17 protein-coding genes are annotated in these 17,319 nt (G+C 60.3%); 11 read left to right on the top strand and 6 right to left on the bottom strand.

Annotated features, from left to right (window positions below):
* The gene (locus HQL98_07355; protein MBF0271861.1) at window positions 1–1,419 is read right to left on the bottom strand and encodes a CapA family protein; all 1,419 of its coding nucleotides are present in this window, start codon (window positions 1,417–1,419) and stop codon (window positions 1–3) included.
* A gap of 58 nt (window positions 1,420–1,477) precedes the next feature.
* Here HQL98_07355 and HQL98_07350 point away from each other — a divergent pair, with 58 nt between their 5' ends.
* From HQL98_07350 to HQL98_07330, 5 genes are read left to right on the top strand one after another with little or no spacing between them, the layout of a single operon-like run.
* Entirely contained in the window at window positions 1,478–2,776 is a 1,299-nt protein-coding gene (locus HQL98_07350; GenBank protein MBF0271860.1) for an AAA family ATPase, read from the top strand.
* A gap of 19 nt (window positions 2,777–2,795) precedes the next feature.
* On the top strand, window positions 2,796–3,308 hold the full coding sequence (locus HQL98_07345) for a sel1 repeat family protein (protein ID MBF0271859.1): 513 nt from the start codon (window positions 2,796–2,798) through the stop codon (window positions 3,306–3,308).
* A gap of 3 nt (window positions 3,309–3,311) precedes the next feature.
* The gene (locus tag HQL98_07340) at window positions 3,312–4,073 is read left to right on the top strand and encodes a TatD family hydrolase (protein ID MBF0271858.1); all 762 of its coding nucleotides are present in this window, start codon (window positions 3,312–3,314) and stop codon (window positions 4,071–4,073) included.
* 9 nt (window positions 4,074–4,082) lie between these two features.
* A complete protein-coding gene (locus HQL98_07335; protein ID MBF0271857.1) occupies window positions 4,083–4,850 on the top strand; it encodes a ThiF family adenylyltransferase in 768 nt (255 codons plus the stop codon).
* A 1-nt stretch (window position 4,851) separates the two neighbouring features.
* A complete protein-coding gene (locus tag HQL98_07330; protein ID MBF0271856.1) occupies window positions 4,852–5,640 on the top strand; it encodes a hypothetical protein in 789 nt (262 codons plus the stop codon).
* 112 nt (window positions 5,641–5,752) lie between these two features.
* Here the strand turns inward: HQL98_07330 and HQL98_07325 are convergent, their stop codons facing one another.
* Window positions 5,753–6,424, bottom strand: coding sequence for a carbonic anhydrase (locus HQL98_07325; protein ID MBF0271855.1), 672 nt, complete (start codon window positions 6,422–6,424; stop codon window positions 5,753–5,755).
* 305 nt (window positions 6,425–6,729) lie between these two features.
* Between HQL98_07325 and rfbA the strand changes: the two genes are divergently transcribed.
* From rfbA to HQL98_07310, 3 genes are read left to right on the top strand one after another with little or no spacing between them, the layout of a single operon-like run.
* The gene (gene rfbA, locus HQL98_07320) at window positions 6,730–7,599 is read left to right on the top strand and encodes a glucose-1-phosphate thymidylyltransferase RfbA (GenBank protein MBF0271854.1); all 870 of its coding nucleotides are present in this window, start codon (window positions 6,730–6,732) and stop codon (window positions 7,597–7,599) included.
* Window positions 7,600–7,611: 12 nt separating this feature from the next.
* Window positions 7,612–8,163 carry a dTDP-4-dehydrorhamnose 3,5-epimerase family protein gene (locus tag HQL98_07315; protein ID MBF0271853.1) on the top strand — a complete coding sequence of 184 codons (552 nt, stop codon included), beginning with the start codon at window positions 7,612–7,614 and terminating at the stop codon, window positions 8,161–8,163.
* A gap of 8 nt (window positions 8,164–8,171) precedes the next feature.
* Complete coding sequence (locus tag HQL98_07310; protein ID MBF0271852.1) at window positions 8,172–8,573, top strand: response regulator; 402 nt, start codon at window positions 8,172–8,174, stop codon at window positions 8,571–8,573.
* Here HQL98_07310 and HQL98_07305 read toward each other — a convergent pair.
* The 3 genes from HQL98_07305 to HQL98_07295 form a co-directional block, all read right to left on the bottom strand.
* Window positions 8,570–8,911, bottom strand: a complete 342-nt coding sequence (locus tag HQL98_07305; GenBank protein MBF0271851.1) for a hypothetical protein — start codon at window positions 8,909–8,911, stop codon at window positions 8,570–8,572. The genes HQL98_07310 and HQL98_07305 overlap by 4 nt on opposite strands.
* A 333-nt stretch (window positions 8,912–9,244) precedes the next feature.
* Window positions 9,245–12,457 (bottom strand): PAS domain S-box protein, encoded by a 3,213-nt coding sequence (locus tag HQL98_07300; protein MBF0271850.1) that lies wholly within the window; start codon window positions 12,455–12,457, stop codon window positions 9,245–9,247.
* An 8-nt stretch (window positions 12,458–12,465) separates the two neighbouring features.
* Complete coding sequence (locus tag HQL98_07295) at window positions 12,466–13,851, bottom strand: NAD(P)/FAD-dependent oxidoreductase (protein MBF0271849.1); 1,386 nt, start codon at window positions 13,849–13,851, stop codon at window positions 12,466–12,468.
* Between HQL98_07295 and HQL98_07290 the strand changes: the two genes are divergently transcribed.
* Together HQL98_07290 and HQL98_07285 are read left to right on the top strand one after the other, a co-directional pair.
* Entirely contained in the window at window positions 13,850–15,241 is a 1,392-nt protein-coding gene (locus HQL98_07290) for an HD domain-containing protein (GenBank protein ID MBF0271848.1), read from the top strand. The two genes, HQL98_07295 and HQL98_07290, sit on opposite strands and share 2 nt — an antisense overlap.
* Window positions 15,242–15,312: 71 nt before the next feature.
* Window positions 15,313–15,645: a DedA family protein gene (locus tag HQL98_07285; GenBank protein ID MBF0271847.1), complete on the top strand. Its 333-nt coding sequence runs from the start codon at window positions 15,313–15,315 to the stop codon at window positions 15,643–15,645.
* Between the two features lie 38 nt (window positions 15,646–15,683).
* Here HQL98_07285 and HQL98_07280 read toward each other — a convergent pair whose 3' ends face one another.
* A complete protein-coding gene (locus HQL98_07280) occupies window positions 15,684–15,875 on the bottom strand; it encodes a hypothetical protein (GenBank protein ID MBF0271846.1) in 192 nt (63 codons plus the stop codon).
* A 202-nt stretch (window positions 15,876–16,077) separates the two neighbouring features.
* On the opposite strand from HQL98_07280, the gene HQL98_07275 reads away from it, so the two are divergent.
* Window positions 16,078–17,310, top strand: coding sequence for an SDR family oxidoreductase (locus HQL98_07275; GenBank protein ID MBF0271845.1), 1,233 nt, complete (start codon window positions 16,078–16,080; stop codon window positions 17,308–17,310).
* Window positions 17,311–17,319 lie beyond the last annotated feature (9 nt).

Raw genomic sequence — 17,319 nt, 5'->3', positions numbered from 1 at the left:
TCATTTTGCAGATCTTTCCCCGCAAGGGGTTTCCCATTCGTCATGGGCGAGGTTTGCCTTGGGCAACACCTTGAGCAGATGGGTCATGCCCGCATGAGTGGAACCGGTATCCAGGGGTTGAAGGATGATGTCACCTTGGAGGGTTGGTTCCATGAAGCCGGGAAGATAACGGACCTTCTGAATGGCGACTTTCCCGGTGTGCCTCACCAGATCCAACAGCAGGATCATGACGGTTTTTTGCCAGATCCGGCTTTGACCGTTCACGAAATTGCCCAGGGAGTGGAGAATCAGGGTCTCCCGTCCATCCCGGGTGAGATGTTTTTCCATGGGTTGAGGGGTGTGGGGATGGCTGCCGAGAATGGCCAGTGCCCCGCTTTCCAACATTTCTCGGGCAAATTTCCCCTGTTCGGGTCTGGGGATGATGGAGTCTTCGTCGCCCCAGTGGGGGGTGATCAGTACCGCATCCACCTGATCCCGCCATTCGATCACCAGCGCCTTGATTGTTTCCCGATCCTGAAAACAGTTCAGCACCTGATGGCGATAATCCACAATGCCATTGGTGCCGTAGGTACACGCGATCCAGGCGGTGCTCAGGCCGTTGCGGGTGACGAGGGCGTGCCAGGGATGGGGATTGACTTCGTGGTCCGAGCGGCGCGCGCCGGTGTAGGCCAGTCCCGCCTGATCCAGGGCGTCAATGGTGCGGTCGATGCCCAGGGCGTTGCGGTCCAGAATATGGTTGTTGCCTAAAGAGACCACGTCGAAACCGCTTGTGGCCAGATCTTGCAACAGCCGCGGCGGATAGTTGAAAAACGGAAAGGCATTGTACACCCGTTTGTCGAAAACCGGACCCGGATCCCGCACATTCTCCCCGAGGGCGTTGACCCCGGCGGCGGCAGGCCCCTCCAGATTGACATAACTCATATCCGCCTGTTCCAGATGGGGCGCGAAAGCCCGCCAGAGAGGCATGAACGAGCCATCCCGCTCCGCCTGCTTTTGCAACCGGTCGTGAAGCAGTAGATCCCCCACGGCCAGGATGCGATACCGGGTTCCAGGCAGGCATTCCGCCTGGAATTTTAGTCCTTTGCGTCTGCCGGGGGTGTTGGGTAGGGCGCGGACGGGGGTCAGGGCTTGGACCGGGAGGGGCGGTTCCGGCGTAGGCGGGGACTCCTCGGGGCGGTCGCGCCGCGTTTCCGGCATTGCAGGAGGGGGCGCGGTTTCCGGGGTCGGGGAGTCGGCCAGGGCCACTCCGGCGACCAGGGAATAGAAGGCGACCTTCAGCAATGTCTTGAACAAAGGGGGCGGAATGGCAATGGGCAGTGGGTCCTGATGATGAAGGAGTCGGGCTGTGTGGCGCGCCCAATCCCTTTTCGGTTGGAAGTCGATGGCGCAACAGTGATTTTCCTCTGTGTCCGTGTGCATGATATGCTAGAGTGATGCTTGGTCGCAATCGGTCCTGGCAACCTCTCCTGGATGGGGCATGTTCATGTTGGAGCGTTTTCTTTTCAATCAATTCCGGAATTTCCAGAAAGCCATCCTCCCGCTGGCTCCCCTGACCCTGCTTCTCGGAGCCGGAGCGTCGGGAAAAAGTCATGTGGTCGAAGGGGCGAAACTGCTCTCCTGGCTCGCCCGTGGCCATCGTTTCGAGGCTCTGCCCCTTGCCATGCATCAGCCGGAAGGGGTGGCCCGGGGCCGGGTGGGGGATCTGCCTTATTCCGGTGCCAACCGGTTCGGCTTGGCCTGTTCGGGACTGGCGGGCGCCACGGAACTCCAGATGGGCCTGATGATCGAGTGTCGGGAAGAAGACGAAGCCCGTCTGGTCTACGAACACCTCAAGGAGACCGGAGGAAAAACCCCGGTGGCCCTGTATCAGGCCGGTCCGGGGCCGGGTGGGGCGTTGACGGTCGAATACCACCCCTTTGGCGCCGGTGCTCCCAAACCGCGGCTGGCTGGTGATGAGCAGCGGGCGGTTTTTGTCCAATTGGATGGGGCTTCCCGCTTTCCGGCGGCGCATGCCGAGTCGGGTCAACGCATTCCCGAGGCCACGGCTTGTGTCGGACAATGGTTGACCCGCATCCTGTGTCTGGAAGTCGATCCGGTGGCCGCCCGGGGTTACGCCCCCCGACAGGCCGGAGCGTTGACTGCCGATGGGGCCAATCTTTCCGGGGTACTGTTTCAGCTTTGTGGCGGGGATCGACCCGAAGGGGAGTGGTCCGAGACGCAACGGACCCTGCGGGCCGATCTGCTGGATTTCGTGCGGGTGCTGCCCGGATTGGAGCAGGCCGCTTTGGGTTTCGTCACCACACCCCGCGGCGAGGTGCTGGCGACCCTGCGGGAGTCGGACGCCGAGTCGGCGCGCCGCTTCGATGCCCGGCAGCTTTCCACTGGCACCGTGCGTCTGTTGGCCCTGGGCGCGGCGCTGTTGAGCTGTCCCGAAGAAAGCCTGCTGGTGGTGGATGACATCGAACACACCGTTTATCCGGCCATTGCCCGGATGGTGCTGGAAACCACCCTGCGCATCGCGGAACGGCGCGCTTTGCGGGTGCTGTTCGTGGGACGGGATCCTGCTTTGCTGGATGCCCTGCCGGATCGGGCGCTACCCCATGCGGTGTTGTGTCACCGGGATCCCCGGACCGGTTCGAGTCGATTGATTCGCATTCAAGACATGTCGGAGCATCCGGGGCGCATCGCCCAGGGTCCGGCTGCCCACCTCATGACCCCGCGCCTTCTGGAACGTTTTGCCAATATCGTCCAGGGCGGCCCGTTGAAACTGCTGTAACCGCCCGGACGAATCCACCATGATGCCACCCAGCGATCAAATCGACCCGGCGCGTTATCTGGCGTTGCTGCGCGCCATGGCCGAAGAGGGCAACACCAAGGCGCAACACAACCTTGGAGCCATGTATCTCAAAGGATTGGGGGTGCCGAGGGATCCCACCCGAGCCGCCGAGTGGTTCGCCAAGGCCGCTGAACGGGGAGAGGCCTTGTCTCAGCACAATCTGGCCACCTTGTATCTCCGGGGTGCCGGAGTGCCCAAAGATCCGCAACAGGCTTTCTACTGGTTCCGACGTGCCGCCTTGGCCGGCGATGTCAAATCCGCCCATTGTCTGGGTGCGCTTTATTTCGAGGGCATGGGCACCGGACGGGATCCGGTCCGGGCCATGATCTGGTTGAGCCGCGCCGAACCCGGTGTGCCCGAGGCGTTTCGCGAAGAGATCCGTCAGGCCATGGAACTGGCCCGTCAGGAGTTGGATGCCGCCTCCATGGCCTATGTCGAGGAGCGGATTCCCCATCCGGGTGAAGACGATTGAGGCATGATCGATACCCATTGTCATCTGGATTTTCCACACTTTGACGCCGACCGTGAGGCGGTCTGGCGGCGCGCCCTGGCGGTCGGGGTGGTGGGAGGGGTGGTGCCGGGGGTCTGTTTGAGGGATTTTGGGCGCGTGGTGGCGTTGCGCGCTCCGGGGATGTGGATCGCCCTGGGGCTGCATCCGTGTTTTCTCGCGGAGCATCCTCCGGATGCGTTGGCGCAACTGGAATCCCGGTTGTTGCGTGACCAACCGGTGGCGGTGGGGGAGATCGGTCTGGATCATCTGTTGTCAGCGGAAACCCATGCGCTCCAGTTGGGCCTGCTGGAAGGGCAGTTGCGATTGGCGGAACGGTTTCGTTTGCCGGTGTTGCTGCATGTGCGTCGCGCCCATGATCTGGTGATATCGGTATTGCGGCGTCTTGCTTTTCGGCATGGGGGGATCGTGCATGCCTTTGGCGGGAGCCTGCAACAGGCCGAAGCGTATATAAAAATGGGATTTTGTCTGGGGATTGGCGGGGTTGTGACCTATGAGCGCTCCCGACGGATCCGTCAGGTGGCCGCCGCGTTGCCCGAAGAGTGTTTGGTGGTGGAGAGCGACGCCCCGGACCTGACTCCTGCCGCGCACTACGGAGAACGCAACGAGCCGGCTTTTTTGCCGGAGGTGGTGGCGGTTTTGGCCGCTTTGAGACGGACGGATCCGGAACAGATCCGGATGGTGACCTCGCGTAACGCACGTCGGGTCTTGGGCTTGCAGGGAGCATAGGGGGGATTCATGGACGAACCGGGATTGTACACGCGCACGGAAATTCTGGTGAAGGCCGCCGGGGTGGAGCGGTTGCGTCAGGCGCATGTGCTGCTCGCCGGAGTCGGCGGAGTGGGGGGATTTGCCGCAGAGGCTCTGGTACGGGCGGGTATTGGCCGTTTGACCCTGGTGGACCACGATGTGGTGGCCATGACCGATCTGAATCGTCAACTGGCCAGCACCCACGACACCATGGGACAAAAAAAGGTCGAGGTGCTGGGGCGTCGGTTGGCGAGCATTCATCCGGCATGTCAACTGGAACTGGTGGACCGGTTTCTGACACCAGCCACCATTCCGGAGGTTCTGGATGCCGCCCGTCCCGATTGGCTGATCGATGCCATCGACAGTCTCAATTCCAAGGTGGGCTTGTTGATCGCGGCGCGGGAGAGGGGGATTGCAGTGGCCAGCAGCATGGGAGCCGGTGGACGGCTGGATCCTACCGGTCTGGTGGTGGGGGACTTGATGGATTCCACCATTTGTCCTTTGGCGCGGGAGGTGCGGCGTCGTTTGCATCGGCGGGGTCAGGGACGGGGAATCCAGGCGGTGTGGTCCATCGAACCGCCCGCCGAACCTTTGCCGCCGGAACCTACCCCGACCGGTCGTCCCCGTTCGGTCAACGGCACCATCAGCTATCTGCCCGCCCTGTTCGGCATGACCCTGGCGGGATTGGTCATCCAGTCCCTTTTGTCCCCCATCAACCCGCACGAGGAGCACGGCGAGGCCGTGGCAGAACCTTAAGATGACAAACCCTGACGTGACCGCCATCGCGGTTTTGCGCCCCGGTGAAGGTCGTCGGCTGATCGGCATGGCCGTGGCCCGGTTGCCCGCGGTCCAGGAACGGTTGCAGCAAGGCCGCATGGTGATTGTCGGCGGTTCCACCACCCGCCATGTGGTGACCGCGTTGCTGGGGGAGGATCCGGGACGGGAGGCTTTCACCGTGGGCTGGATCCGGGATGGCCTGCTGGGGGAAACCCCCAAAGAGGGACGTGGTCCCGGACCTTATCTGTTTGAAGCCGGTCAGGTCTCCCGGGGCTGGCCCGGCGCCATGCTGGAACGGTTCCAGGCCGGGGATGTCTACATCAAAGGGGCCAATGCCATCGATGCGGCGGGTCATGTGGCGGTGTTGCTGGCCTCTCCCGTGGGAGGAACCATCGGGGCGGCCCTGGCGATTCTCATGGCCCGTGGCGGGGAGTTGATCGTGCCGGTCTCCCTGTCCAAACTGATCCCGTCGGTTCCGGCGGCCTGCCGTCTGACGGGACAGGGACGTGCCATTCGGGTGATGGGTTCGCCGGTGGGGTACATGCCCATCATGGCCGGATCGGCCACGGTGGTCACGGAGGTTGCGGCCATGACCATTCTGACGGCGGGACAGGTGCGGGCCACGCCCCTGGCCGCCGGAGGGGTGGACGATTGCGAAGGGAGTCTGGTGCTGGCCCTGGAAGGGGCGCGGGCGCCGGTGGAGTCCGCCATGGAACTGCTGGAGTCGATTCGTCGGGCTTTGTCGTCGGGTGATGCGGATCCGGCTTGAGGGGATACCGGGGCGTCGGGAGGGGGTTCGGGAGTGGAAGGTGTTGGCCGCGTCCTTTTCAGGTTTCAAGGAAGGGGCGCGGCCATTTTTTTTGAATCGAAACCGGAACCGCTTACGACAACCACTCCAGGGCGCCGTTGTCGATGTGATACACCGCGCCGACGATTTTGACCTTGCCTTCATGGCGCAGGTGGGACAGTTCCTGGCTGTTGGCCAGCATGTCCTGGATCGATTGGTTGACGTTTTCGCGAATGGCTTCCAGGATCAGATCGTCACCCGTCAGACCTTTGGCCTTGGCCCGTTCGACGGCGGGGATGATGTTGTCCACCAACTTGGGAATGCTGCCTCCCACCTTGTCGCCCTTCACCACGGCGGTCACGGCCCCGCACTTGGTGTGGCCGAGTACCAGGATCAATGGGGTGTTCAGATGTCCGGCGCCATATTCGGCGGTACCGATTTCGTCGGTGTCGGCCACGTTGCCCGCCACCCGGATGACAAACAGATCCCCGATGCCCCGATCAAAAATGTGCTCCACCGGCACGCGGGAGTCCGAACAGGAAATGATGGTGACAAAAGGAAACTGTCCCTTGGAGAAGGTCTCCGCGATCCGTTGGGGCGTGAGGTTGGGGCGCTCGGGTTTGCCGGACAGAAAACGGGCGTGACCCTCCTTGAGCAGTTGCAAGGCCCGATCCGGACTCATGATCGGCGCGGCTTTGGCGTCGGAAGCAAACGAGAATTTGGGCAATACCAACGCGCCAACGCCGACTGCCATGCCTGTCAACATGTCACGTCGGCTCCAATGGTTTTCACACATACGCCGTCTCCTGGTTTCATATTGTGGGAGGATTGTTGTTTCTTGAGGGATTTCCCGGGGTGGAATCCTTGATCGTGATTCATTGGACAAGGATATTTTGTTTGTGGACAAAACACAATATCCATTGATAATGCGAAGCATCTGTCCTTCCAATACCCGTCTTGTTGGTGGTCTTGTTGGTGGATCGGAGCGGGTTGCCTGATCCATCGACAGGAAAGATCCACGTCGTTTGCATCTGGAGTGAGGCCGTTATGAGCAACGATTCATCGGGAAACATGACCCGCAAGGGCATCATTCTGGCTGGAGGCTCGGGCACGCGACTGTATCCGGTCACCCAGGCGGTCTCGAAACAGTTGATGCCGGTCTACGACAAACCCATGATCTATTATCCTTTGAGTACCTTGATGCTGGCGGGCATCCGGGAGGTTTTGGTGATTTCCACTCCCCAGGACACCCCCCGTTTCGCGGAGCTGCTCGGAGATGGGGAACGGTGGGGAATGAGCATCCACTATGCGGTGCAACCCTCTCCGGATGGGCTGGCCCAGGCCTTTTTGATCGGTCGGAAATTCATCGACGACAAACCGAGTACGTTGGTGTTGGGGGACAATATTTTTTACGGTCACGATCTGGTGCGGCAACTGCGGCAGGCCAATCGGCGACCGTTCGGAGCCACGATTTTTGCCTATCGGGTGCAGGATCCGGAACGCTACGGGGTGGTGGAGTTCAATGCCCAACGGCGGGCCATCAGCATCGAAGAGAAACCGGCGATACCGAAAAGTCATTACGCGGTGACCGGACTGTATTTTTATGATGCCCAGGTGTGCGACATCGCCGCCGGGATCAAGCCGTCGGCCCGTGGTGAGTTGGAGATCACCGATGTCAATCGGTACTATTTGGATCAGGGGGATCTGTCCGTGGAGATCATGGGTCGGGGCTACGCTTGGTTGGATACCGGCACCCACGACAGCCTGTTGGAAGCGGCCAGTTTTATCGCCACGTTGCAAAAACGTCAGGGTTTGATGGTCGCCTGTCCCGAAGAGATCGCCTATGCCCATCGCTGGATCGACGCGGTTCAGGTGAGCCGGTTGGCTGCGCCTTTGGTCAAGAGTGGTTATGGGCAGTATCTGCTGTCGTTGTTGCGTTGAGGGTGGCGTAACATGGCCATTACTGTGACCCAGACCCGTCTGCCCGGAGTTTTGCTGATTGAACCCCATGTTTTTTATGACGAACGGGGATTTTTTTTCGAGAGTTTCAATCGGCGGGATTGCGCGGCTGCCACGGGAATGGCGTTGGATTGGGCCTGGGAGCAATCCTTCGGCGCGTCCCGGGGCTGGATGGGCGGATTGTTTGTGGCGGCGGATCCTGCCCGGGGGTGGTTGATACGGGTCGCGTTGGGCGCGGTGTTTGTGGTGGCGGTGGACGTGGGAAAAGAGGCGCCCCAGGGGGATCGGTGGGTGGGTGAACTGCTGACAGAGGAGAACAAACGTCAGTTGTGGATTCCTCCGGGGTTTGCCCACGGCTTCCAGGTGATCAGCCCCCAGGCCGAGTGGATTGGCAAGAGTACCCATCCGGATCAACCCGATGGCGAACGCCTGCTGGATTGGAACGATCCGGCAATCGGCATCCAATGGCCTTTGTCTCGGGAGTCGATTCAGGAGTCGGCCCCTGTTTATCACAGTTCCCAGCGGTTGTGTCCCCATTCCCCATGACCTCCCAGATGTCCCGTTCGTCTCCCCGGCCCATCATGATCCTGATTGTGGATGACGTGGTGGTCAACCTGAAACTCCTTGGCCAGATTTTGCAGGATCATTATCAGGTCTGTTTTGCCACGTCGGGTCGCAAGGCTTTGGAGCTTGTGGCCTTGAGTCGACCGGATTTGGTGTTGTTGGATCTTGGTTTGCCGGACATGAATGGCATCGAGGTGTGCAGGGCCATCCGGGAGAAGCCGGAAACCCGTGAGCTGCCGGTGATTTTCATCACAGGCCGGGAGGAGGCTTTGGAGGTGGATCCGGTGTGCGCTCGGGCCTGGGAGGAACGGATCGACAAACCGGTGGATGCCCGGCGGTTGTTGGAGAGGATCCGTTTTTGTCTGAAGCCGGTTGTGGCCGGTGGAGGTTAAGGTTCCCGTGGGTGAACGGTTTGGTTCATGGGTTTGAACTGGGACTCCAGCATTTCGGCTTGTTTGTTGTTTTCGAGGGTGTCGAAACGTCTTTGCTGGGCTTTTTCCCGGAACGTTTCCTGGGCGCGGTTTTGTTGCAGGATCTGTTCCAGTTCCATTTCACGCAGTTGCCGTTGGGATACCCGGGTGAATTGCAGCAAGGCGACCAGCACGACAATAATGCCCACCACCACGGAGATCATTTTGGATTTGCTGCTGTCCCCATCCTGAGGGGAGGGTCTCCTGGATGGACCTTCGGAACGTTCCGGCCTTTCGTCGTTATTGTTCTCGTCTTCCATGGGGATGTCGTCGCAAGCTGGGGAGGGTGATATCCAAGATGGGATGGGTTTAAGGTAGAATATAGGACCGTAGAATCGCGGGCAAGCCTTTTTCTCTTGACCGGAGGCGCCGGGGGGCGGATCGGGGGGGATCCGGGGTGATGGGTCTGCTCCAAGTCACGTTAATTGAATTATCGTTACTTGGAAAGCCCAGAACGGGGCTGTGGATGCAACCATGCGGGCGGTTTTGAGTCGATTGGCCGAAGAACATCAGCCCCACCACCGGAATCGATCGTGGGGCAGGCAGGCTCGACCTTGTCGGTTTTGTCCGCTTTCAGATGCGGCGAACGCTGATCACAAGGAAATCCCGCAACTCCGGGCGGTGTTGTGCAACAGTTCCAACGCCTCTTCAAATTCGTATTGGGCGATCATGCGTTTGATCTGTCCGGCTTCGGTCTCCAATCCCAGCAGAAGCAGGGGTTCCACCACCCCGGCGACCTTGCCGGCGGCGGTGGAGTCGTATTCGCCCAGCAACTGGGCCAACTCCCGCATCTCCTGGGTGAGTGCCAGCCGGTCCACGGTCTGGACCGGGAGAGGCTGCGGCGGGGTCGGGGGAGAGGGGGGGGTGGTCAGGGCGGTGTCGATGGCGGCCAGCACTGCCTGGTGTTCCCGCTCCAGTCGTTCCAACGCCGCGTGCAACTCCGGAAGAGAGTCTTCCCGCTTGAGAAAACCTTCCACCTCCCTGGCCCTTTCCACCAGACCGGCAGCCCCCATGTTGGCGGCCAACCCCCTGAGTGTATGGGTCTCCCGCAGGGCGGTGATCTGGTCGTTCAACGCGAGGGCTGCGCGCAGACGGGCCGGGAAGCGGGTCTGGTTCTTGTGGAAGCGACCCAGCATGCGGCGCAGCAGATTGACGCTCCCCCCCATGCGGCGCAACGCCAGGGTGGTATCCATGCCGGGAATCGCCGGGACTTCGGCTGGTGGACGGATGACCTCGGCCTCTTCCGGGAGGGGGTCCGGCACGATTGAGGGTGGCTCCTGCGGGTGCTTCGGCTTGACCCACCGGGCCAGGGTGACGAACAGTTCGGATACGTCCAGGGGCTTGGGAATGTAATCGTTCATGCCGGATTCCAGGCATTTTTCCCGGTTGTCGGTCAGGGCATTGGTGGTCATGGCCAGGATCGGCAACTCCTGGAAACGGGAGTCGGAGCGGATGCGGCGGGTGGCTTCGAAGCCATCCATGATCGGCATCTGGCAATCCATCAGCACCCCGTCGTAGCGGGCTTGATTGAGCGTGTCGAGGGCCTGTTCTCCATTCAGGGCCACATCCACCTGGATTCCGGCGCCGTTGAGCAGATCCAGGGTCAACTCCTGGTTGACCGGGTGAGCCTCCACCAGCAGCAGACGGGCACCCCGCAAAAGTTGGGCGAACTCTTCCGGAATCCCCGCATCGGAGGGAGGCTGGATGGCCTCGTCGGGTTGGATGGTGCCTTGCTGGCTTGCCGAGCCAAAGCGGGCCGTGAAGTGGAACGTGCTTCCGACTCCCAGCGTGCTTTCCACGCCGATTTCACCCCCCATCATTTCCACCAGATGTTTGCTGATGCTCAGTCCCAATCCGGTTCCGCCGTATTTGCGGGAGGTGGAACTGTCGACCTGGGAAAAGGCGTGGAACAGTTTGCCGATCTGTTCCGGGCTCATGCCGATGCCGGTATCGGTGATGGCGAAACGCAAAAGCTGTTCGTGTCCTGGCGCGCCCAGTTTCTGGATGGAAACCAGTATACGGCCCTTGTCGGTGAACTTGATGGCGTTGTTGACCAGATTGATCAAAACCTGTCCCAGACGCATGCCATCTCCCATCAGGATGTCGGGGACATCGAGACCAATCTTGAACTGCAATCCCAATCCTTTCTCCCGGGCCTTGGCCACGGTCAGATCGGACAGATGGTTCAAAACCTCCTTGAGGGAGAAATCGGTTTGCTCGAACTGCATCCTGCCGGCGTCGATCTTGGAGAAATCAAGAATATCATTGATGATTCCCAACAGACTCCGGGCCGCCCCATCCACCTTTTGAATGTAGTTGCGCTGCTTTTCGTTCAATTCGGTGCGCAATGCCAGATGGGTCATGCCGATGATGGCATTCATGGGGGTACGGATTTCGTGGCTCATGTTGGCCAGAAAGTCACTTTTGGCCCGGGCCGCCTCCTGAGCCTTGGCCATGGCCACCGACAGCTCTTGGGTCCGTTCGTCTACCAGTTCTTCCAGGTGTTCCTTGTAGGCTTCCACCTCCACCCGCGCCCGCTCTGCGTCTTCGGCGAGGCTCAAGGCGGCCAGCCGTTGCTGGAACCTTTCATCCGGTTCCAGTTCGGCGATTTCGGTTTGTTCGGCAATCTGGGGGGAGTGGAAAACCGCTTCACGGCCTCGTTCCATGGCCAGGGCATTGACCAGTCGTTTGAGTTCGATGATTCTTTTTTCCCGCCCCAGAGCCAGACGGTTGAACCGTTCCACATCCGCCATCCGATCCCTCAGGGCCAGATTCTCCCGTAGATTTTCTTCGATCCGCCGCTGTTCGGTGACATCCCGGAATGCCACCACCATTCCCACCCGAAGCGTCTCTTGATGCATGGGTACGGCGGTGTATGCCACAGGAAAGATGCTGCCATCCTTGCGTTGGAACCATGTATCCTCTTCCTGGATCGCGTGTCCCTCCCGACAGGCGCGGGACAGGGGGGATTCCGGTGGGGGGAGGGAGGATGGTGGGGAGGGAGGGGTGTGGAGCAGGGTGGCGGGAATGGGGCGATGAAGCAGTTCTTCCTGGGTGTATCCCAGCAGGGCCAAGGCCGCCGGATTGACGAAAATGGCCTCCCCCTGGGCGTCCAGGCCGATGATGCCATCGTGCACCGAGGTGAGAATCAGCCGGTTGCGCGCCTCGGAGGCGGTCAGGGCATCCTCCATGGATTTGCGCAAGGTGATATCCTGAATGATGCCCACAAACCGGGTAGGCTTGCGTTGGGCATCCCGTTCCATGATGGCGCCGCGGACCCGCAGCCAACGCACGGCGCCGTCTCCGGTCAGGGCGCGATACTCCACGTCATAACGGGCGGTCTCACCGGTCAGATAGGCCTGTTCGCATTGCAACACCCGTTCCCGATCCTCCGGGTGGATGGTCCGTGCCCAGACTTCACGGGTCATGAGGGCGACTTCCGACGGGAGGTAACCGAGCATTTTGGCCCATCGGGCGTTGGCCCGAATGGTTCCGGCGCCCGGATCCGCGTCCCAGAATCCCAGTTCGCCACCGGCCAGGGCCACGTTGAGGCTCTCTTCCACCTCCTCGCGGTGTTTCACCTCCCGTTGCAGACGGCGATTCCAGACTATCACCATCAAAACCATCAGCAACGTGGCCACACCCAGCGGCAGGCATCGACCGAGCAACAGCGCCGCAAAGGTTTCCGGAGCCGGAGCATCGGCCCAAAGCGTGGCCGGAATGGTCAACTCCAGTATCATGAACAGGGTCGCAAGCCGATGCGGTCGGAATGCGGTGGGGATCGGGGCGTGTGGGTGCGGATTCATGACACTTTTCATACAGCCGATCCAGCGGCATGGCCCGAAGACCACGCCCATTGAAGATTGAAACCTCCCAGCCATCCGGTCACATCCACCACCTCTCCGATGCAATACAGACCGGGAACCGAGGGACAGGCCAGGGTGTGGGGATCCAGGGCACGGGTGTCCACCCCTCCCACGGTCACTTCGGCCCGGTCGAATCCCCCGGTGCCGTTCGGGGTGACGCGCCACTGGTTCACCAGTTCGGCGGCCAGTTGCAAACGTTTGTCGGCGATTTCCGCCATGCGTCCATCCCCTCCCGCCAGGGCGATTCGTTGCAGGGCCAACCGCTTCGGCAGAAACCGGGAGACGATGGTGCGCAGATTCAAGCCGGGTTCCCGCTCCCGGGCCTGTTTGAGCAGGGGATAAATTGCGACTCCGGGGGTCAGGTCAACGGTGATGGCTTCTCCGCCGCGCCAGTGGGAGGAGATTTGCAGAATCACCGGTCCGCTCAGGCCCCGATGGGTGAACAGCAGATCATCCGTGAATCGGGCGGACTGACAGGTCACCGTGGCCTGCACCGAAAGACCCGTCAAATCCCGGCAGGACTCCCGGATGTCGCCGCCAAAGCTCAACGGGGTCAAACCCGGTCTGGTGGGCACGATCCGGAGACCGAACTGACGGGCGATTTCGTATCCCAGAGGTGTGGCGCCGAGTTTGGGCATGGAGCGTCCCCCCAACGCCACCACCAGGGCACGGGTGGTCCAGGTTCCCTGAGCGGTTTGTACCCGGAATCCGGAGGGCAGGGCCGTGACTTGCTGGATGGTCTGTTCCAGCAGCACCTTGACTTTGCTGCGTTGGCATTCGGCCAGCAGCATGGCGACCACCTGTTCGGCGGAGTGGTCGCAAAAGAGTTGTCCCGGTGTTTTTTCGTGATGAGAAATGCCGTGACGTCCCAACAGATCCAGAAACGCTTTCGGCGTGAAGGCTTTCAGGGCGGCTTGGGGAAAATTCGGATCGCTGGCTGGATCGCTGAGATAATGGTGCGCACTGGCCTTGAGATGGGTGAAATTGCACCGTCCTCCGCCGGAAACACGGATTTTTTCTCCCGCACGTCGGGCATGATCCACCACCATGACCCGTCGTCCGCGCCGACCGGCGGTCGCGGCGCACATCAGGCCGGATGCGCCTGCTCCCAGGATGATGACATCCCAATCCGGAGACGAACTCAAGGGTGTGTATCCTTTGCGTGCATGATTCGGAGCATGGTGGGGTTCGAGGTTATATATATAGAGAGATTTTCCGGTAAAGCTCTCACCAATGCAACGGGGAACCGTGATCAACGGTGGAAAACGTGTGGAAATGGGATTATGCTCGACCGATCGGATATCGACCTGTTGGCTTAATGGAAGCAAGATCATGACACGTTTGTCCCGATTCTCCTTGACCCAGAAGGTGGTGTTTTGGTCCTTTCTGGGGTTTGCGATCACGATTTATCTTCTGGTGGCGGTCTCCGAGACTCAGCTGGAACGCGCCATGCTTGATCAGGTCTACAAACAGGCGCAGAGTTATCTGTTTGGTCTCTCCCAACATATGGAATCCATGCCGGTCAACACCAGCATGGAGCAGTATCGACGGGTGTTGCTGAATGGTCTGTCCGGTGAGGAGCATCCCTATTTTCAGTTCACGCCGAACGAAATCTATCTGTATGCGGCCGACGGTAGAATCCTGGCCCACACCGAACCGGGGGATCATCCGGACAAGCCTTTGGACGGGGTGTATGGTCAGGTGATTCGGGAAGGCAAGTCGATCATCTCATCCGACCTGCCCACGGTCATCGAGAGTCGGGTTTTCAACACCCATCCCACCATCGACGTGATCATTCCGGTCCGGTTGGGTGGCAGCCAGCAAGTCAATGCCGGTCTGGAGGCGGAATTGGACATGACCGCCTTGATGCGTCAGATCAAGATCAACGACGACGCCTATGAAAGACGCATCATCCTGTTGACCCTGGCTTCCGGCTTGTTGTTGTTTTTGTTTGTCTGGTGGATGTTGCACCGGTTGGCCATCCGCCATGTGACCCAATTTGCCCGTACCATGTCGGCATTCGGTTCCGGCACTCTGGATGCGCGCATCCCGTTGCCTTTGCCCCAGGATGAGATCGGGGAGTTGGGTCGTTCGATCAATGGCATGGCGGACAACCTTTGCCAGTTGATGCGGGAGCAGGAGGAGGGGTATCTGCAAACCCTCCAATCCCTCAGTAAGGCGTTGGAGGCCAAGGATTCCTATACCCAAAGCCATTCGGCCCGGGTTTCCAAGTATGCGGTCATGTTGGGCAAGCATTTGGGATTGCCGGAGGCGACCCTCAAGGTGCTCAACAAGGGTGCCTTGATGCACGATCTGGGCAAGATCGGGGTTCCGGATGCCATTCTCAACAAGCCCGCCCCGTTGACCGACGAAGAGTTCGTGATCATGCGCACCCATGCCCGCTATACCGCGACCATCATGCGTCCGTTGCACCGTTTCCACGAATTTCTCGAAATCGCCGCATGGCATCACGAACACTGGGACGGCAGCGGTTATCCGGATGGTTTGGCGGGAGAGAAAATTCCATTGTTGGCCCGCATCGTCTCCATCGCCGACACCTGGGACGCCATGACCGGGGATCGGGTCTATCGCAAGGGAATGCCCCCCGAAAAGGCGTTGGGAATTTTAGAGCGGGAACAGGACGCGGGCCAGTGGGATCCGAATTTGGTCCGGCGTTTCATCGCCTTGATCCGGGAAAAGGAGGGGTTGTGGAACCCGGAGTGATCTCCCTTTTTTTGGCGGCGTTGCTGGCGGCCACGATCGTGCCTTTTTCGTCGGAGGCGATTCTGGCGGCCATGCTGCTGTCGGGGAGATTCGATCCCTGGTCATTGTGGTGGGCCGCGACCCTCGGCAATGTGATCGGCGCGCAGATCAATTGGGGGGTGGGGCGTTACTGTCTGCGGTTTCAGGATCGACGCTGGTTTCCCATCGCCCCGGAGACGCTGCACAAGGCCGGTGAGCGGTTTCGCGCGCGGGGCGAGTGGAGTCTGTTCTTTTCGTGGCTGCCGGTGGTCGGTGATCCGCTCACCTTTGTGGCCGGAGCGTTCGGGGTGCCCTTCTGGCGTTTTTCCTTTTGGGTCATTCCGGGCAAGGCGGGACGCTATCTGTTGATCGTGGGCCTGTTGTGAATCCTTGGGAATCGGCCTGCGACGCTGCCCGTGTGTTTTCAGGCCCGCAGAATGTATTGATCGTAATAGTCATCCAGAATGCCGCACAGCCGGGATTGACGGGCCTCGTCCACTCCGTCCATTTCCGCCAGTCCTTCCCGATACAGACGGCTCATGAGTGAGCTGTAAGCCGCCGGCACCCCTTTGAGCAGGTCCAGCTTGATGCGCATCAGATCCGCACTTTCAAACATGGGTGATCTCCTTGGATCGTTGGTTGACTGACAGGCCAATCTCTTGATAAAAAGTGGAATTGCGGAAGGTTCAAAGCAAGAATAATGCCATCATAAAATCGTCAATCCCTTGTCTGCACGGACAAAAAAAAGCCTTGGTGGCGAGATCGGAAAGGGGTAATATATAAAACTCAGAAATTACTCTAAATTATTGGTCTACCCCGTGAACGCCATGCACCTTTGCGATGAATTGACCTTCCATCAGATTCAAGTGGGCGACACGTTCCGTTTGGAAAAGACCTTTGCCGCCGCCGATGTGGACCATTTCGCGCAAGTCAGTGGTGACTTCAGTCCGTTGCACATGGATCAAGACTATGCCGTCGCTTCCGGCTTCGAGGGCCGGGTGGTCCACGGCATGCTGTTGGCCGCGCTTTTTTCCCAGTTGGTCGGCATGCGGATTCCAGGCCGCAACGCCTTGTATCTGGCCCAGGATCTGGCCTTCCGGCGACCGGTGCGGGTGGGGGAGTGCGTCACCGCCCTGGCCCGGGTCATCGGCAAGAATCCCACCACCCAGACCATTTTGCTTTCCACGGAGATTCGCAACGCCGAGGATCAGGTGGCGGTGGGGGGCATGGCCCGGGTCAAGATTCGCGATCACGAAGCCCTTCCGGAATCCCCCAATCCGACCCCGGAACAGTGCGACCCGCTTCCCGTCGGCCAAAAGTGCGTGTTGATCACCGGCGCCACGGGGGGAGTGGGATCGGCCATCGCCACCTTGCTGGCCGCTTCCGGCTGGGCGGTGGGGATCCACTACTTCCAAAACGAGGAAAAGGCCGCACGAATGGTCCAAAAAATCGGTGAGGCCGGTGGCGAGGCTTTCGCCATCCAGGCCGACCTGCGGGAAGGCAACGCCGTGGAACGGTTGTTCCAGCTTGCCCTCAAACGGTTCGCCCGCCTCGACGCCGTGGTCAATGCCGCCTCCGGGGAGATTTTTCATCGTCCGATGCGGGATCTGGAATGGTCCCAGTTCATGCACCACCTGGATTTTCAACTCAAGGCGGTCCATCAGGTGTGTCGTCAGGCTTTTCCGCATCTCAAAAACAGTGGCGGATCCGTGGTCAATATTCTGTCCCAGGTGGTCTGGGATGCCCCGCCCGCCCAGATGGCCGATTATGTCGCGGCCAAATATGCCCTCAAGGGATTCTCCAAGGCACTGGCCGTGGAGTGGGCCGAAGAGGGAATCCGGGTCAATACCGTCTCCCCCGGATTGCTCCGTACCGACATGACCGAACATTTGAACGAACGTATCTTCAAAAGCGAAATCGGTCGCACTCCGTTGCGTCGTCTGGGAACCCCGGAAGACGTGGCCCGTACCGTGGCATTTCTCCTCGGAGAAGGGGCCGCCTTCCTCACAGGGGTGGATCTGCCCCTGACCGGCGGACAAGTCATGCCCTGAAAAATACCG

This window comes from Magnetococcales bacterium (genome assembly GCA_015231755.1).
Classification (GTDB): Bacteria; Pseudomonadota; Magnetococcia; order Magnetococcales; family Magnetaquicoccaceae; genus Magnetaquiglobus.
The sequence above is the reverse complement of the archived record's forward strand: the minus strand, read 5'-3'. Positions and strand labels throughout refer to the sequence as shown.

Coding starts and splice junctions, on each gene's coding strand:
- HQL98_07355 (MBF0271861.1), bottom strand. CDS start 1,419: ATGCACACGGACACAGAGGAAAATCACTGTTGCGCCATCGACTTCCAA.
- HQL98_07350 (MBF0271860.1), top strand. CDS start 1,478: ATGTTCATGTTGGAGCGTTTTCTTTTCAATCAATTCCGGAATTTCCAG.
- HQL98_07345 (MBF0271859.1), top strand. CDS start 2,796: ATGATGCCACCCAGCGATCAAATCGACCCGGCGCGTTATCTGGCGTTG.
- HQL98_07340 (MBF0271858.1), top strand. CDS start 3,312: ATGATCGATACCCATTGTCATCTGGATTTTCCACACTTTGACGCCGAC.
- HQL98_07335 (MBF0271857.1), top strand. CDS start 4,083: ATGGACGAACCGGGATTGTACACGCGCACGGAAATTCTGGTGAAGGCC.
- HQL98_07330 (MBF0271856.1), top strand. CDS start 4,852: ATGACAAACCCTGACGTGACCGCCATCGCGGTTTTGCGCCCCGGTGAA.
- HQL98_07325 (MBF0271855.1), bottom strand. CDS start 6,424: ATGTTGACAGGCATGGCAGTCGGCGTTGGCGCGTTGGTATTGCCCAAA.
- rfbA (MBF0271854.1), top strand. CDS start 6,730: ATGACCCGCAAGGGCATCATTCTGGCTGGAGGCTCGGGCACGCGACTG.
- HQL98_07315 (MBF0271853.1), top strand. CDS start 7,612: ATGGCCATTACTGTGACCCAGACCCGTCTGCCCGGAGTTTTGCTGATT.
- HQL98_07310 (MBF0271852.1), top strand. CDS start 8,172: ATGTCCCGTTCGTCTCCCCGGCCCATCATGATCCTGATTGTGGATGAC.
- HQL98_07305 (MBF0271851.1), bottom strand. CDS start 8,911: ATGGAAGACGAGAACAATAACGACGAAAGGCCGGAACGTTCCGAAGGT.
- HQL98_07300 (MBF0271850.1), bottom strand. CDS start 12,457: ATGAATCCGCACCCACACGCCCCGATCCCCACCGCATTCCGACCGCAT.
- HQL98_07290 (MBF0271848.1), top strand. CDS start 13,850: ATGACACGTTTGTCCCGATTCTCCTTGACCCAGAAGGTGGTGTTTTGG.
- HQL98_07295 (MBF0271849.1), bottom strand. CDS start 13,851: ATGATCTTGCTTCCATTAAGCCAACAGGTCGATATCCGATCGGTCGAG.
- HQL98_07285 (MBF0271847.1), top strand. CDS start 15,313: ATGCTGCTGTCGGGGAGATTCGATCCCTGGTCATTGTGGTGGGCCGCG.
- HQL98_07280 (MBF0271846.1), bottom strand. CDS start 15,875: ATGTTTGAAAGTGCGGATCTGATGCGCATCAAGCTGGACCTGCTCAAA.